This is a genomic window from Variovorax sp. CF313, assembly GCF_000282635.1.
Taxonomy (GTDB): domain Bacteria; phylum Pseudomonadota; class Gammaproteobacteria; order Burkholderiales; family Burkholderiaceae_C; genus Variovorax.
Genome location: NZ_AKIW01000077.1, coordinates 94,819 through 110,465, shown reverse-complemented (window position 1 = coordinate 110,465; position 15,647 = coordinate 94,819). Strand labels below are relative to the sequence as shown.

At 62.3% G+C, this 15,647-nt stretch carries 8 protein-coding genes; 2 read left to right on the top strand and 6 right to left on the bottom strand.

The window, feature by feature from the left end:
• Positions 1 to 44: 44 nt before the first annotated feature.
• Genes PMI12_RS19370 through PMI12_RS19350 form a run of 5 tightly spaced genes read right to left on the bottom strand, consistent with a single transcriptional unit; the run spans position 45 to position 13,326 of the window.
• The gene (locus PMI12_RS19370) at positions 45 to 2,063 is read right to left on the bottom strand and encodes a hypothetical protein (RefSeq protein ID WP_007835853.1); all 2,019 of its coding nucleotides are present in this window, start codon (positions 2,061 to 2,063) and stop codon (positions 45 to 47) included.
• Entirely contained in the window at positions 2,060 to 4,423 is a 2,364-nt protein-coding gene (locus tag PMI12_RS19365; RefSeq protein WP_007835852.1) for a sensor histidine kinase, read from the bottom strand. The genes PMI12_RS19370 and PMI12_RS19365 overlap by 4 nt, the downstream gene beginning before the upstream one ends.
• 46 nt (positions 4,424 to 4,469) lie before the next feature.
• Positions 4,470 to 9,875, bottom strand: coding sequence for an FtsK/SpoIIIE domain-containing protein (locus tag PMI12_RS19360; protein ID WP_007835850.1), 5,406 nt, complete (start codon positions 9,873 to 9,875; stop codon positions 4,470 to 4,472).
• Positions 9,869 to 11,428, bottom strand: a complete 1,560-nt coding sequence (locus tag PMI12_RS19355; protein WP_007835848.1) for a hypothetical protein — start codon at positions 11,426 to 11,428, stop codon at positions 9,869 to 9,871. Before PMI12_RS19355 ends, PMI12_RS19360 begins: the two co-directional genes overlap by 7 nt.
• Positions 11,425 to 13,326, bottom strand: a complete 1,902-nt coding sequence (locus PMI12_RS19350) for a hypothetical protein (protein ID WP_007835846.1) — start codon at positions 13,324 to 13,326, stop codon at positions 11,425 to 11,427. The genes PMI12_RS19355 and PMI12_RS19350 overlap by 4 nt, the downstream gene beginning before the upstream one ends.
• 127 nt (positions 13,327 to 13,453) lie before the next feature.
• On the opposite strand from PMI12_RS19350, the gene PMI12_RS28875 reads away from it, so the two are divergent.
• Both PMI12_RS28875 and PMI12_RS19345 read left to right on the top strand, forming a co-directional pair.
• On the top strand, positions 13,454 to 13,594 hold the full coding sequence (locus tag PMI12_RS28875; protein WP_157632237.1) for a hypothetical protein: 141 nt from the start codon (positions 13,454 to 13,456) through the stop codon (positions 13,592 to 13,594).
• Between the two features lie 52 nt (positions 13,595 to 13,646).
• Positions 13,647 to 14,021, top strand: coding sequence for a hypothetical protein (locus PMI12_RS19345; protein ID WP_042673774.1), 375 nt, complete (start codon positions 13,647 to 13,649; stop codon positions 14,019 to 14,021).
• 35 nt (positions 14,022 to 14,056) lie between these two features.
• On the opposite strand, the gene PMI12_RS19340 is transcribed toward PMI12_RS19345, so the two are convergent.
• Positions 14,057 to 15,613 carry an NYN domain-containing protein gene (locus PMI12_RS19340; RefSeq protein ID WP_007835842.1) on the bottom strand — a complete coding sequence of 519 codons (1,557 nt, stop codon included), beginning with the start codon at positions 15,611 to 15,613 and terminating at the stop codon, positions 14,057 to 14,059.
• Positions 15,614 to 15,647 lie beyond the last annotated feature (34 nt).

The following is a 15,647-nucleotide window of genomic DNA, read 5'->3' as shown; positions in this document are numbered from 1 at the left end:
GGCGGAGCCGCTTCGGCTTCTGAGAATGTCGTTAACGCGGCGAGCTACTTCTCGAAGATGATAGTCAGCTGAGCGTCCCCCTGAGCGATGTCTCCACCTCGAAGCCCTCTGAAGGCAGCAGCTAGCGATTCACACTCCCGCACCCGAATTCGGAGGCCGCCCGGCAGACTGACCGGAGATGTCCAGCCTCGCCGCAAAGCCGCGCAGAGCTGATCTCCATCGAGCGCCAACCCAATGGCGGTCGAGTGATGGACGAGCCAGAGCGCGATCTCGATGGACGCGCTATCTTCAAAGCTATACCTGCCTTCATCGCGCAACACCGAGAAGATCTTGGCAGGCTTCTGCGCCGCTGAAGAGTCCTTGTCGATGAGTGCCTCCTTGGCACCGTTGAAGACTGCCGACTGCAAAAAGACCTTCGATCGCAGCAGGCCTGGCCGAATCATCTTCTGCGAGGCAGGTCGGGACATGTGGTTGGTGGTCGCAGCGACAATGTGATTGGTGATATCGCTGCGCAGCCGCCCGACGACCCGCCAATCCTCCGTGCGGGTTCTTTCCAGAAACTCGCGAAGCGGCATTGCGAGGAGCTCACCCACATTGATCCGAAGGTCGAACTCACGTTCGTCCGCCCCCTGCCCGATCCGAAGGCTCTTCGCCACCAGCTCGGTCGTCTTCACGACTGGATTCGACGCCGCCTGCAATTCAATGGCGCTCGCTATTGCGAACGTCAGCGTGCAGGAGGCATCCTTGCTTCGGCTGATCGCGTTTAGGTCGCATTGCTGCGTGATATGCACTAGGCACCTGCTTCCGTCGCCGACCTGCTTTTGAACGAGCACGCTGCCAAACGGCAGCGTGCGGCTGATGCGCGACGCCGCGCCGGCCTCGTCGCCCATGAAGCTCGCCGGAAGCGAGGAGCCGAACCACGTGAAGTGAGAGACGAAAGCACGTGCCGTCTTGACATCCGCCAGAGGCGAAATAAGCCTGTTTTCGATCTGTCCATCCTCGGTAAGCTGAGCACGGAACTGCTTGTCGAGCTCGGCAACGCTTGCTGCGACCTTCGCTTGCGCCTCGACATGGAACAAGTGCTCCCTGCTGAGGAATTCGTTCAAGTGCTCGTCGTAGGGGTCGTCATCGCTGATCGAGGCCAGGTGGATCTGCTGCATCGCCGAAGCGTCCAGATTCCAAAGCGTCCGGGCAGTGTTCGCCTTCGCAGTCTCAAGCGCTTCGAGCCACGAGGCCATGAACCGCCTGAGCGCGTGGGCCACGTGCTTCTGGCGGTCCAACTGCTTGAAAGCCAATTTCAGACCGGCGGCGCGGAACTCCGGCTCCATCAACGCCGCCTTGGGTAGCACCATCAGGCCGGCAGCGCTGATGCCGGCGTGCTCACTGAAACCAAGCTTGTACTGCTCCAACTCCGGATGCGATGACATCAGCACAAGCGGGGGAAGCACCGCATCGTCCGCATCCGTCGCCAGTTGCCGAAGATGGGCCTGCACCGCTGCCACAGGAGATGCCTCTCCCTGTTCCAGGAACAGGTCCAAGAACACCACGGCGCACTGCCCGATATCGGCAAAGGAGGGCCTCACTGGCACGAACTGCAGATCGAAATCAGGCGCCTGGAACGCATCCTTGAACACTTGCTTCAGATCGGTCACCCATTTCGCCCGGCCGGTGAAGGGGCCGAGCAAGTCTCGAAGACGCGGTTGTGCGATCTGCAAGAACTGCTGGGACAGCAGGACGCTCGAGATGGCTGCTTCGCTCGCGAAGTAGGATGTCGCCGCGTCAATGTCCCAATCAGCAGCACCCAACTCGGGAACGGCTCTCGCCACCTCCCAAAGGTTGCCAAACGCGGGGTCGTTTACATCCTCTATCGTCTCGTAGAAATCCGGCGCCCAACGGCGCACGTGAGAGTTCGTGAGCCGGAATAGCTCGTCATCGACCACGACGATGGTCTTGGGAACATTGGGCTGTGGCGGCAACACCTGGTCTTCGCTTGCGTGCTCCTGCACTGCGACCAACGCCTCCTCCGCTTTGCCGTCTTCGCCTGGAGCGATCTGATCGTTCACGCTTCTCCTTCCCTGGGTAGTTCAAGAACGAACGTTCTGAGCCGTCCATCGGACTCGCCGCTTGCGTCCAAGTAAAGTTTTCCTCTGTGGTACTCAACGAGTTCTCGGGCGATGTATAGCCCAAGTCCCTTGCCACGCTTTCTCATGCTGAAGTACGGCCGGAAGATGGACTCCCCATGTGACGGATCGATTCCCGGTCCGTTATCGGTGACCATGACCACGCCGGAGCGGGTATCCAGCTCCACCACGACGCGCCGACGCTCCTCCCCACGCTTGAGTCCTTGCTGGACCCAATACACGGAGTTGGTCAGCAGGTTCTCCAGTACTTGCGCGATCAGCCCGCGAACTAGCCGAACCTCGAAGACCTGCGTCGACGCCGGCACCCCATCAACCAAGACGTCGCACTCAACTGAATGGCGCTGAAACCGCGCCTCAAAGCCGCTGACGACCGTCTTCAACTGCGCCACGACGTTGAATCGCTCCCGGCGGTTTCGTCCCGAAGGACTTAGGACGTCGACAGAGCTGATCCGCTTGCTGGTGGCCTTGATCTGCGACTGCAGATTGTCGATCAAGCCCACCAGGGGTGCGTCGGCTGCGGCTGCCTTGCGCAGATTGAGCAACAAGTCTCCGGTGCTCTGAGTCAGACGCGTGAGTTCGTGCACCACGATCTCCACCACTAGCCCAATGTTCGCGAGCTCGAGCAGCTCAACTCGGGTCTCACGCGCGAGCTGAAGCGCCCCTCTGATAGTCTCCACATATTCGACCTGCGATTGCAGTGTGCGCCGAACCTCTTCGAGCTTCGGCTGCACCGTCGCGGGGACAACCCTCGCAATGTCCTCAACTGTCTGCAGGGTGCTCTTCAACGAGCTCTCGGACCGCTTTAAGCTCTCTTCGGCTGACTCCTCTTCGATCGCCTGCTTGACCTCAACTTGCTTTATCGCATCGATGTGCGAACGCAAATCCTTAACGATGATGTCTCCAAGGAGGCTCACTAAGAGCGTCTGCTCAGGGCAAGAAACAAGACGTTCGCGGTTGGCCGCATCGATAAGCCGCGGATTCCCCTTCGAAGTGATGGAGACCGTGCCAACGGTCTGGTACCGATTCAGCATGAATCCCTTGGTCCTCAGTGCTTTTCCATCCCACTCCAGCCAATCGTCCTCCATGCCGCCCGTCTGACCCACGCGGAACCCGTCGCGATAGACCGCGAACCCGCCGCACCAGACGTTGAGTTCGGCCAGCATCCGAGTCTTGGAGTGATCGAGCGTTCCGACGATCAGCGCACGATTGAACCAATAGCACGATGCAGTGAAGGGCCCGAGGTTGCGGCAGGTCTCGATGGGCACACCCGCGAGGGCGGCCAGCTCATCGAGGGTCCAGGTTCGTGTCTCCGCACTAGAGCCACCTTTCCAGACAACCTCTCGTCGAAGGGACACCGATTGGCTGTCCACCACACTCGGGGTGAAGCTGATTTCGCATCGAAACTGCGCGACTTCCAACAACCAAGTCGGAATCGGCGTGATCGCCAAACGGTGCCCGTTGAGCAGCACATCAATCGGATAAGGACGCCGGGGTTTGGCGAACGGGTCCTGGAGCCTGCGAACGTATTTGTTGAGAAATTCATTCACCTTCGGGGCCGACCAGTTCGCCAGCAACTCGGTGACGCGTATCACCGTTCCTTGTACCTCTTCCGCGTCAGATTCCGCCTCCCTGACTTCGAACAGAATATCGCCCAACTCGGCCCTGGGTCTGTCGAACTTCTTCCAATCGAATTCGATCGAATTCCACGAGGCGACTCCTGCAACTTTCGAGCGGACCATTGCCACTTGACCAAGCTTCATCATCGAGAGCCGACCAATGCCCTTCTCGCCCAGAATCGTCCGGTCCGCATGCGCTTTCTCAATCAGCTTGTTGGGTGTCCCCACCATCATGAACTTGTCGTGCAGCTCGTCCGCCGACATGCCAATGCCTTTGTCGCTGACCTCGATCCAGAAGTCGTTTCGGAGGAATGCGTCGAGGAACTCGCTGAGCGCAGAAGCCGACGTTGCATGTTCCTTGAATCGCTGGAGTGCGCTCACTCGCTGCTCGATCGTTAAATCCGCTGAGAGCGTCTTCTCCAGGCGCTCAAGCGAGACCGTCACAGACACTCGCCCCGTCGAGACCTGCTCACGAACCAGTGCTACCGCCCCGGCATCGGCTGGGGCAGAGATCTCGACCACCGTTCGCGGCGACCGGGCATCGAAACCGTTTTTGATAAGCTCATACAGAGCCATCTCGTCGGACGTGATCAGTTCCGCCCCGAGTTGACGCATTGCACGGGCGGCGATACGAAACGGCTGGGCGCCTCGCGCTTGTTCAGTCATGCGTTACCTCGTCGCACGTCGGGAATGGCATGCCGGTTTCCTTCCTTCAAGTTTGCGTTTTCGCAATCGCCTCGACGGCTGCTTCGATGTCTTGATCCGACAGGAATGGCGCCTGCGCGAATACCAAGCCTTGTTCACCATTGAGCTTCGCAGCCAAATGCCCACGGCCTAAGAGCAACTCCGCTCCAGGGCGGTCAAGCGCGATCTTGGATGTCGCTTCGCTCGAGACCTTCAAGATCAGCCGGTTCCCGAGGTTCTCGCGAAGTTGCATCGGCATCACGTCTTTGTCCGGACGCTGGGCCGCGAAGATCAGGTGGATGCCGGCTGCGCGGGCCTTCACGCCGAGGCGCTGCACCGCCGCACCCACCGCCGCCTTGTAGCCGTCGTCGAGCATCCAGTCGGCGAACTCATCATGGACCAGGAAGACCATCGGCAGGCGCTCCTCGACCGAGACCTTGGAGTTGTAGGTCGGCAAGTCGCGCGTCCTGGCCTTGGCGAACGCGCGATAGCGGTCCTCCATCTCCTGGACCAACGTTTCGAGCACCTCGCCGGCCTTCTCCTTGGTGGTGACGATCTCGTCGCGCATGTGCGGCAAGTCGGCCAAGGGGGCGTAGTCCACGCCCATCTTCGGGTCGATCAAAATGATCTGCGCCAGATCCTTGGAGTTAGTCGCCGCTATGTCCAGAAGCAAGGCTTGGATAAGCACCGACTTACCGCTGCCGGTCGAGCCAGCCACCAGCGAATGCGGCTCGTGGGACGAGAGCCCGCCGAACTCCGCTCCGAGGTTCAGATACAGCAGTGCACCGTTGATTTCTTGCAGTCCCAGAAGGAAGGACGTGTTGATGCCGGCAACGTTGCGATTGAGCTCGCGGCGCGACCAGAGCTCCCAGAGGGACACGGCCTGGCGCTTCGAGCCAGCAACCGTGACCACGATCTCGCCTGGCTTGGGCTGAACTGTCACGAGGTTGATCGCGTGCGTGGTTAGAAGCTGGGTGCGCTTGTTCTCGATGTCTTCGACGCGAAGCCGGTCGGAGCCGGCCAGACGTACCAGGCAGCCATTGGGGGTCAAGCGTGTACCCAGGATGGCCGCCTGCAGTCCGTAGCTGTTGAGCGCGGCTTTTAGCTTCTTGGTGACCTCCTGGGCCCACTCCTCCCGTTCGGCGTCGGACTGCGCGCCCCCAGCGGACTTGGAGGCCACCAGCTCGGAGAGCGCAGCTCCGAAGTTGGTGGCCGGAGCGGGCGCGGCGCTTGACGCCGAAGTCGACACCATGGCGTCGGTTTGGGCCGGGCTTTGCGCAGGTGCCGCAGGCTCTTGTGCCGGGCCGCTAATCAGAGCCGAAGCGGCGGCTTTCTCGAGCACGGGAGCTTCCTCCACCGGAACACCGACCGCACTGCTGGCGAGCTGGCCCATGGCGGAGAGCCAGGGCACGCGCGGAGCGGGCTTCTTGAAGCCGTGCTCAAGCCAGGGCTGATGAGATCCAAGGCCTGCGCGAACGTCGATCCCGCCAGCGCCTCTGGCGTAGGCTTCGGCGAGCTTTCGCAGGTCGGGTCGGTCGAAGATCTCTTGCCAAGCCTTCACGCCGTCCGACTCCTCTAAGAGCTCCTGGTCGGAGGCAGACATCGAGCCGGCGTCCGAGGTGTGAACGTAGACATGCGAGTAGCCGCGCAGCGAGATCTCGACGTCGCCCTCGCGAAGCTTCGAACGCGCGCGCTCCATCAGGCCCGTCATGCCCGGCGGGATGTCGGCGTCGATGAGCATGTCGGCCAAGCGGGCGAGCCACACGTCGCGATCGAGCCGGCCCGGGTCACCGAAGAGCGCCTCGCGGAACATGCCGAGAGTGGCAAGAAGCTGGTCCTTGGAGTCCCGGCGGGCCTTGGCCAGGCCGTCGGCAGCGACGTATTTCGACTCGACGATCGAAATGACCACGCGGACGCCTTCCTCCCGTTCCTCGACATTGAGCGCGAGGATGTCGGCGATGCGACTCTCCGGCTGCGAGAGCCAGCTCGCGTAGTCGTCGAGCAGGAAGTAGGCCGTCAAGACCTGGCCCCCGTCCGCGGCGGCCCTGAACTCTTCGGCGAGCAAGTGGCGGCTGAGCACCAGGCCGATCATCTCGCCCGCAGAGACCCCGCGCTTCGCCGCGCGCAGCACGATGTCGCCAGAGACCGAGAGCGCATCGCGCTTGGCCTTGTCGGCGGCGGCCTGGATCTCGGACGCGTCGAGCGGCAAATTCAATTCGTCCAGGCGGCGGCGCACCAGCACGCCCAGCAACCGCAACTCTGAGGTCGAACTCACGATCATATTGCGGCCATTGGTAGAGCCGCGGCGGTAGCGGACGACGGTGATGTCGTTGTGTTGGAGTTGGCGCTTGTCGAGCAGCTCGTCGTAGGTGGCGACCCATTCGGCCAGATCGTGGGCGTCCTTGATCATCTCGGCCAACACGGGGCTTTGCAAAGAGATGCGCCGGGCCGGCAGGTAGCGCTCGCCGGGCAACCCATCGAGCTGCCGGCAAACAGCGGCCACTGCGGAAACATAGGCCCAGCCGGACGCGGTCTGCCAAGGACACGTCAAGAACGTGGTGGATTTCAGCTCGTTCTCGCCAGAGACGCTGCGATAGGACCAGCGCGACGGGGCATGCTCAAGGTTGGGCCGATCATTCGTCCAAGGGACCGAGAGCCATTCGGATTGCGCAGCCCGCGAAACCACGTCATGCAGGAAGGCCACGTCAAAAGCCTTGAAGCCCTGGGCGCTCTCGCTGGGCGTGGCCGAGATCGGCGTAACCGAGATGCGCAGCTTCGCGATGAAGTTGTCGCTGGTCTCGCTGACCACGGGCAGGTCCGGATCGTCGCCGGCCTTGTTGACCAGCTCACCATAGACGCTGCGAAGCTTCGCCGGGTCAGAGTGCCGCACTGATACGCTGCATTGGAGCTTCCCGTCTTCCTGAATCGACGAGAGTTCGCGCACCGTCGCCAGTGGCAGCTCGGCCGCGTCGGCGTTGTAAAGCACGACGTTGAGGTTCGAGGCCTCATGCGGCTGCAAGCCGACATAGCGCTCCAGGAGCTCGCGCGCCTGCCTGGCGGCGGCGGCCGGATCTACGTCGGTCATGGCATCCTCTGCGCCACGCGTGGGCGATTCCAAGAGGCTGTAGCCGTTGATCGTGCTGCTTTCGGAGACCAGCGTCGGCGCGCCGGTCCGATTTAGGACGGCGATCTCTGGATAGAACGGGTGGGCGATCTCGTCGGAGAGCTCGCGCATGAAAATCTCGCGGTCGCCATAGAGAATGCTGCCGCTGGAGAGCAAGTGCGTGGCAAATCCCGCCACGCGGCGCGATTTCACCGCAAGGGCCTTCATGCGCTCCGGGTGCCAGGGCGGAATGATCAACGCGGGATTGTCGCCGGCCACGCGGGCCGTGCCCACTGAGAGGATCTCGGAGGTCAAGCGCGAGCGGCACACGTCACCGCGGGCTTGGGACATGAGGGTCGCCATCAGCGCGCCGAAAGATTCCGCCTGGCGCATGACGGCCTCACCATGCAGGCCGACTGAGACGAAGTCCTCCATCGCCTTGATGTAGTCCTCCTCAAACTTGTCCCAGGATGCCTTGACCTCGTCGCGCTGGGTCGGGGTCAGATAGCCACCTTCCGCGAGATCCTTGATCCGGCCCTTGATCTCGTGGCGCAGGCTGCGGAGCTTGTTGGCCGCCGGAACCAGGGAGCCCGCGTCGGTCGAATAGGTCGCGTCCAATGTGCCGGTATCGAGCAGCGACACGTTTTGGACCCCGCCCTTCTTGCTCACCAGGCGACGCGGGACTTCCGTGCAGCCGACCGCACCCTTCTCCAAGAGGCGGCGCATGTCCGCGACCATGGACAGGCCGATCGAGGTGGGCTTGTAGCTCCACAGGAGCTGGGTCTTGGCCAGTACCATCTCCTTGCCCTTGGAGATCTGGATCAGGGCCACGTCGAACTTGATCTGCAAGGCAACGCGCGAGAGCGACGAGCTCGGCCGGACCTTGTTTTTCTTGTCGTTTCGAAGCTCCTTCTCCTTGGCGAAAAAGGCCTCGTAGTCGAAAAGGGGATCCGGCAGGCTGGCGTTTCCCAGGCGCTCGACTTTCCAATCGGCCTTAGAGCCCATGAGCTCCTTCAGGCCTCGATACATCGCCGAGAAGTAGCTGCCGGCGTCGTAGTTGAAGCGCTCGCGCCACTCCTTGCGGCCCTTGGTCACGGTGAAACGCAGAATGCGCTCGCCCTCGGCATCGCGCAGGCCCGCATGAAGGCTGTTCACCACGCGAGCGAAGCCGTCGAAGAAGTCATTGCACTCGATGGGCTTGCCATAGAGGGCCTTCTCCCAGCGAGCGCAGAGCTTGGCGTCTTGTTCGATCAGCCGACGATGCTTGACGAAGAAATCCTCGTCCTCCTCGGTGAACTCGGAGCGGCGCTCGCGCGCCTTCAAGTCCTCCAAGAGCTTGCGCCCCTCTGAGTCGAGCGAGTTCTCTTGGTCGCAGTCATGGTCGAAGAAGCGGATGGTCGCGTCAGCCAACCCGAGTTGCTTCTCCTTGGGCTTGTCGAAGGCCAAGTAGACGCCATCGGCCTCCCATTCGAACTGGGCCAGAGCGGATGCCGCCTCCTGGTCGCCCGCGGGAGCCGCGGCGAAAGCGCCGAGCGCCAGGCGCGCGGTCTCGGCGATCTCCGCCGAGTTGGCCTCGATGCGTTCGTTGAGTTCCTCAGGATCGAGCGGCTGGCCGTTCTGGCGAAGTTTTTTCAGTAGCGGCGCGCGCTGGATGAAGAGCTTGGCGAAGGCCTTCTGCCAGGGCTTGTGAAGCGACCCGAAGCTCTTGGCGTTTGAGAAGAAGGCGCTGTCGCGAGGCAGGCCCGCGCGGGGCATGGCGAAGCCCACGGCGTCACGGATGGCGAGCCCGCGGGTGGACATCGCCTCGACGATCTCGGAGCAGAACTCACCAAGCTGAACGAGCGAGAGCTCGGAGGAGGCCAGCAGGCCACCCAGGGCCGCCTGGAACACTAGGCGGTCATCTGGCACGGGCGAAAGACCGCCCGCGTGCAAGGCGGCATCGACCCACGGCTCAGCGTCGCCGCGCATTTCCTTGGCGCCGATGGCCATGACGTGGCCGAGCGTGTCGGCCAAGTTGTGCTCGTTGCCGTTGGTGGTGAGGATCGCCGCCTTGGCGGTCGTAGCGTTGTTTCGGACGTAGCCGGCGTTGTGCGAGATCAGGATCTCGGGTGGCATGCCTTGGCCGCCGACCAACGCCTCCGGAATCATGAGGTCCACGCGGGCGAGCAGATCCGGATTGGCGAGGATCGCCCGCGCCACGGCCGCGATCTGACTCGACGAGAGCTTGTCGAGCCGGAACAGTGCGGCGGAGTCGCTGGGCTGGCCGGCGTTGGGAATACGCTTGGCTAGGATGTCCGCGCCGACGCGCCCGATGATGCGGTCGGTCAGCATGCGGCCTCTCCCTTGAATACGAACGGGTTTTCGACAAATGAGCAGGAGTCGGAGAGCCTGCGGACCAGGCCCAACCCCACGAGCCGGGTTTCGAGGTTGTCCCGGTTCTCGCTGAGCTCCTCTTGGTCGACGAGCTTCGCGTCGACCAGGCGTGTACCTTCCGCGTCGCCGAGGACCAGGCCATAGCGCTTTTTGGCCTCAGCCAGGAACTCGTCGAACTGCATGCGGTCGTCGACGATGACGACCACGATCGACTTCAAGAGGCGATCATTGGGGGCATAGCGGGTTCGCCGCGAGAGGCGCCGGGAACTGAGGCCGATCGCCCGCGACCAGGACCCGTGGATCTTGCCGATGTGCTGCGCGTGGCGCGCGAGGGCGAGCTCGGCGAGCTTCCCGACCAAGGCGTCCGGGCTCTCGCCCGAATAGTCCTCCTCGTCGCCGCCATCGGCGGAAGGCCATTGGAAGCGCTCGCGCATGAGCTTCACGCGCTCTGCCTCTGGGAAGTCGCTTGAGGCTGCCTCGGCCCAGCCAGCGTCCATACGGATCGACTCGACATAGGCGCGCACCGCCTTTGCTGGCAAGCCTTGATTGAGCAAGTAGCTGTCACCGGAGAGCGCGCGGACCTTCGTGCGCTCCTTGGAGACGATCTCACAGACGATCTCGACGGGGTCGTCGTCGCCGGCCACGCGCTTCGCCCGCTCAAGGAAATACAGGAGCATGTTGAGGCCGGAGATGGCGATCAGATGCTCCAAGGCATCGTAGATCGGCATGTCCTTGGCCAGGACCGACAGCCAGTCTTCGCAGATCTGATCGAACCGCGGGTTGGTGGCCTCGGGCAGATAGCCCGACTGCCGGGAGTCCTCAGCCCGCTGCGGCGCGCCTTGCATCGCGCGGGCGAGCCGGTTCATCGGCGCCTCGCGGTCGAACAGGCGCTTGGCGAGCAGGTCTCCCAACTCGGCGCCGCGCTTAGCCCGCGTGAGCATCATGTAAAGCAGTTCGCCGGTCCGCGCAAAGAAGCGCCGGTCGTTACTCATCTTGCCCTTGGAGTCGATCTCCAAGTCCTCGTAGAGAGCGTCGGGGCCGAAGGGGAAAACGAACTTGGAGCTCCAACGCTTGTTGCTACGGGACTCGAAGGAAGACGAGCGCAGCAGCTCGACGGCCCTGGCGAAGTCGTCGAAACTCGCGAACGAGTGACGCAGGTAGGCCATGTCGTCAACGCCGTCGCCATTGCCCGTCGAGCCCTGAGCAAAGCGCTCGAACCACTGGCGCCACTTCTCCTCATCGGCGTGCTTGCTCTCCGAAATGGATTCAACGTAGGGGTTGTTGAAAAGCAGGCCGCGAAGGCGGATCTGGCGTTGGGGCTGGAACCTGAAGGCTCCGGCTAGCCCCTCGTAGGGGCGCAGCGGCTTGTCCAAGTTAGAACCCAGCGCGCCAAGAAATTCGAGCACCGTCAAATGCGGAAGCTGCTCATCGTAGAGGCGGTGGCCCCAGATGTTCTCGTCGACGCAGAAGTCGACACTCTTGATCTCGGGGCGCTTGAAGATCGCGCTCATGCCGGAGCCCTCACGGTCACAGGACGCGCGAACCCGCGGCCTCCCGGCTCGATGTCGATGAAATTTAGCGTTAGGGCTGAGGCTTCGGCGCCGACCTCGTCATCGCCGGCAAAGCCGGCCTTGCGGACGATCTCGGCCTTGCGCAGTAGCTTTGCTTTGAAGGCCAGCAGATCTTCGAGGCACTCATTAGAGAAACTCGCCGGCAGCGCGCCTTCGGCGACGCGCGCGAGAAACTCATGCCGGATGGGCGTGAGATCGAAGGCGACCGAGTTGCCGGGGCCGGGCGAGAGCGACACGTCGAGTTGAAGACGTCCGGTCTCCTCTTCGAGCTTGATGGCCATGCCCACGCCGCCTTGCCTGCGAGAGGGCGTCTCGTGGTCGCAGAGCACGCTCACGCGACTTTGCGTGAAGCCGCCGGAGCTGGCGATGAAGATCCGATCAACGTTCTCCAAAAGCAAGCCCGTCATGACCCGGTTGAGTCCGCGGGCGATGCGCCCGCGCGTGGCGTCACTCACGGCCTTCTTGGCCTTTAGAGAATCGATGATGTCTAGGTAGTCGCCCGCGAAGCGGAAGGCCGTCATCGACCAGCGGGAGTAGCCGGGCTCGGATTCGGGCAGCGAGAAGTAGAGCCTGCGGCGCTGGTCCGCCAGCATTTCCATGAACTCGATGGAGCCGCCGTCCAAGCGGGCGCCTTCATGGCCTTCCAGGTACGCGTCCTGGGCCGCACGAAAGTCCGCCGTCGCGCCGTAGACCGAGTCTGCCGCCACCAGGCGTGCGAAATCGGTTTGCAGCCGCGCATCGTCCTTGCCATAGACCAGAAGGCCGTCGGCCGCGTTGGTCGTCTCCTCACCCACGCCAAAGCTCGCCATCGCCTTGAAGACGGGGCGGTCGGAGGCCCGACGTTTGGGCAAGTTCGCCCCGAAGGCGTTGGCGTAGATGCTGGCCTTGCCGGTGTGCCCGCCTTCTTGGATCTTGGGCACGTCCGCGCAGGTCATCAGGTTCTCTTTGGCATCCTTGGCGTCGGCGTAGCCGAGGACCATGTTGGAGCACAGGGCCAGCAGATCGCGCACGGGGAGATGGAGGCCATTGAGGCGAGCGATCTCGACCAGATCGCCAAGACGGCGAGCGAGCTGCCCGCCATCGGCTTCGCCTAGAAGGCGGCGGCGGTTCTCGTCGATCGGGCAGACCTTGCCGCCAGCCTTCAAAAAGCAGCCAGAGCAGTTGGCCCATTCGGGGTGCCCAGCCACGGCCTTGGCGACTTCGTCGAAGGTCGTGCGGCTCGTGGAGCGGCTGAGGTCGAAGACGGCCAGGCGATCGGGCGCAGGGCCGGCTTGAAGAAAGCGCTCCTGCAACGGCTTGCGGAGAGGATGGACGCGATCCTGCCGCTTGCCCAGGTCGCGCAGGCGGTCGAGAAGCTGGCCATGGTTGGCCGCGAGGATCACTACTTCGGAGTCGTCCCCGCCAAGGACTGACTTTTCGAGCCGCTGCAACTGGAGATCGCTCTCCTCGCCGTTGAACTCGGAAAGATCCTTGATGAAGACCGCTAGTCGGCCATCATCCAGGCGGTGCTCCTTCACATTTCCCTTGCTCGCCCAAACCTTGGGATCACCGCCGATTCGTGTCCAGAGGGCCCGACAGTGGTAGGTCTTGCCATCGCCCGCCGTCCCAGCGATCACCAGCGAGCCAAGCGTCTTGGACTCGATATGCTCGATCATCGCGTCAAGCAGAGGCGTCGATAAGCTGATCGGTTGCACCTTCGCCCGCCCAAGAGCGCCAGAGACGTACTCGTCAAACATCGTTAGATTGTTGGACGTTGGGCCGTAGCTGCGCAGAAACCTCACCCATGCGCTAGCCGGTGGAATCCCGGCGTCGCTTTCAACTTGCGACGTGGTTGTCATGTCGTTCTACCTCCTCGCGTCATTCTCTTGACCAATTTTTGGACATCGGGGCCCCACTTCAAACGGGCTCCTCGCGGATAAAAGAGCCCTACCCCTCCACGGACTGTATCCGACTGTATTGACGGGAATGACCGCGATCAAAGCCGGCGGCACCATCACTGGCGCCGAGATCGGCGCCGCGCTCGTCGGCGAAGCCGCCGTCGAATCCATTCTGCGCAACCGCCGTTGCCTAGACTGCGAGCACACCTTTTCAACACCTCGACGCTGACCGGTCTCGATCTACGGTCGCCGTCGATTCAGTCCTGACCCGCATCCAGAGCGTGCTCATCATCGAGTTGAAGAAGGGCCGTTCCGAGATCGGCGGCGAGGAGATGAGTCAAGCCGATGGCCACGTCCAGGACTTCCTAGAAAGCGGCGCGATCGAGGGGACACCGATGTTCCGGGCCTTCGTCGGAGGGCACGGGTTCTCGGCCAAGACCGCAGCCGAAAAGGTGATCAGAGAAGACGACGTTGTGCGTGGGCGTGTTCAAGCGACCACCTACCACCAGCTCACTCGCACGGCCAACAAGCGCCTCTTCCGCTTGAAAGAGCGCATCCCGGCCCGTGATGAGGACGTGTCCGGAGTGGACCTATCTACGAAGGTCATGCAGATCGCCTCTCAGGTGAGTCTTGACTTGGCGAACCCGCAAAGCTGACGAGGCGTGGCATGCAGTCACGCCCGTCGCCCTCACTATGAGGTATGAGCTTCCGGCATCAGCCCCAGCCAGGCGAGTAGTCGGCTTCTTGCATCATCGTCGGGCTGGGTTTGCATTTCGCGCGCCCATGCTGACAGGATTACGCCCATCGAAGCCACGATGAGTTCGTGTGCTTCCGCATACGCCTTTGTTGCATCGAGCCCTCCGAAAATCATTGCTTGCAACACGGTGGTCACTCGGCGCGGTGAAGTGGGGCGGCCTTCCGCGGTCATCGTGCTAGCCACGCTGCGACTGACTTCGGCGATCTCGAACACATTGGTGCCGCCCATGTGCGGCCGCGCAATTGTCAGAATGCGTATCAGGTCGGCCCCTTTCATTTCCGGCAACTCGGCGGCGCGCAACATGCTGACGACCAAACGATCTCCGACCACTCCCGTGGGCGCTTCGTGTCGTGCCGGGTCATACAGGACGATCGTGGTTCCGTTTTCCAGGACAGCGCGTTGCAGCGGCTCGAGGTCCAACCGCTGCAAGAACGCCGCCAGAGTGGGCGCATCGGCCCAGCCAGTTGTCAGCTGCGGCAGTGCCTGCCGGAGCAACTGTGCGAGCATAGACAGGTGCAAAGGACCCTTCGATTTAGCGACGGCACTTTGAACAACCTTCTCTGCGGCCTGTTTGAGTAAGTCCGGCGACAGCCGTTCAGCTAAGGGCGACTCGCCATTCTCGGAATCTACGTTCGAACTTGCAGGCGCTGTCGCGTCCACGTGCGCTGCGTGCTTGCCATTCCTTCGCTGCCGATCGATAGCCACATCGTTCTGAAAATCGAAGTCGATGTCAGCTATGTTCAACTCGCGCATGAGGCTTCCGAAGGAGCCTGCACCATCCCATTTCCCTTCGCGCAGCTCCCCGAATTCGCGATGGAGGATCTGGGCTAGGGCCGGAAGTGCTACGGGCTGTTCAGCTTGGATGACCGTGTTGCGAACCCGATTGGCGAGGCGCTTGCGAAGATCACCAATGGGGTTGATATCGACCGCAGCCTCATCTTGCATCGGTGGCTCTTCATCCTCGATGGAGGTGAGCTGAAGCGCATCTCGGAGAAAGGTCTGGATATCGATGACTTGATCCGCGGATGCCTTGTACGACTCCGACATGGCGCCCGCGGCGAAGACGACTGTGCGTCTGTCGTGGCGCCTAAGCCGGCGCAGCACGGGCGAGAAATCAGCATCGGCGGAAAAAACGATGAACTCGTCGAAGTGAGTGCTATCCGCCAAGGCATCCATCGTATCTAGCACTAGGTGAATGTCAGTGGATGTCTTGCCAGTGGCCGTCATCGGCGGGCAGTCCACGATCTCGAAGCCCGCCTCATGGAACGGGCGCCGGTACTTCTGATACATGACAGGGTTGAGGTAGCAGCGCCGCACCAGCACGCGGCGGCGACTGGACGGGGCATCGTCGATGCTTTCGCCATCGACTCCTATAGTCAGCCAGCGCAACCAGCGCAATGGCTGGCGGGAGAAGCGTTCGGCCGCCTCGGCGCTGATTCGTCGCAAGCCTGAATAAACATTGTCGAAATCGACGAACAAGGCGATCTTCACTGGCCCTCCAAGGCGGTCTTGTTGTGTTTCCTCC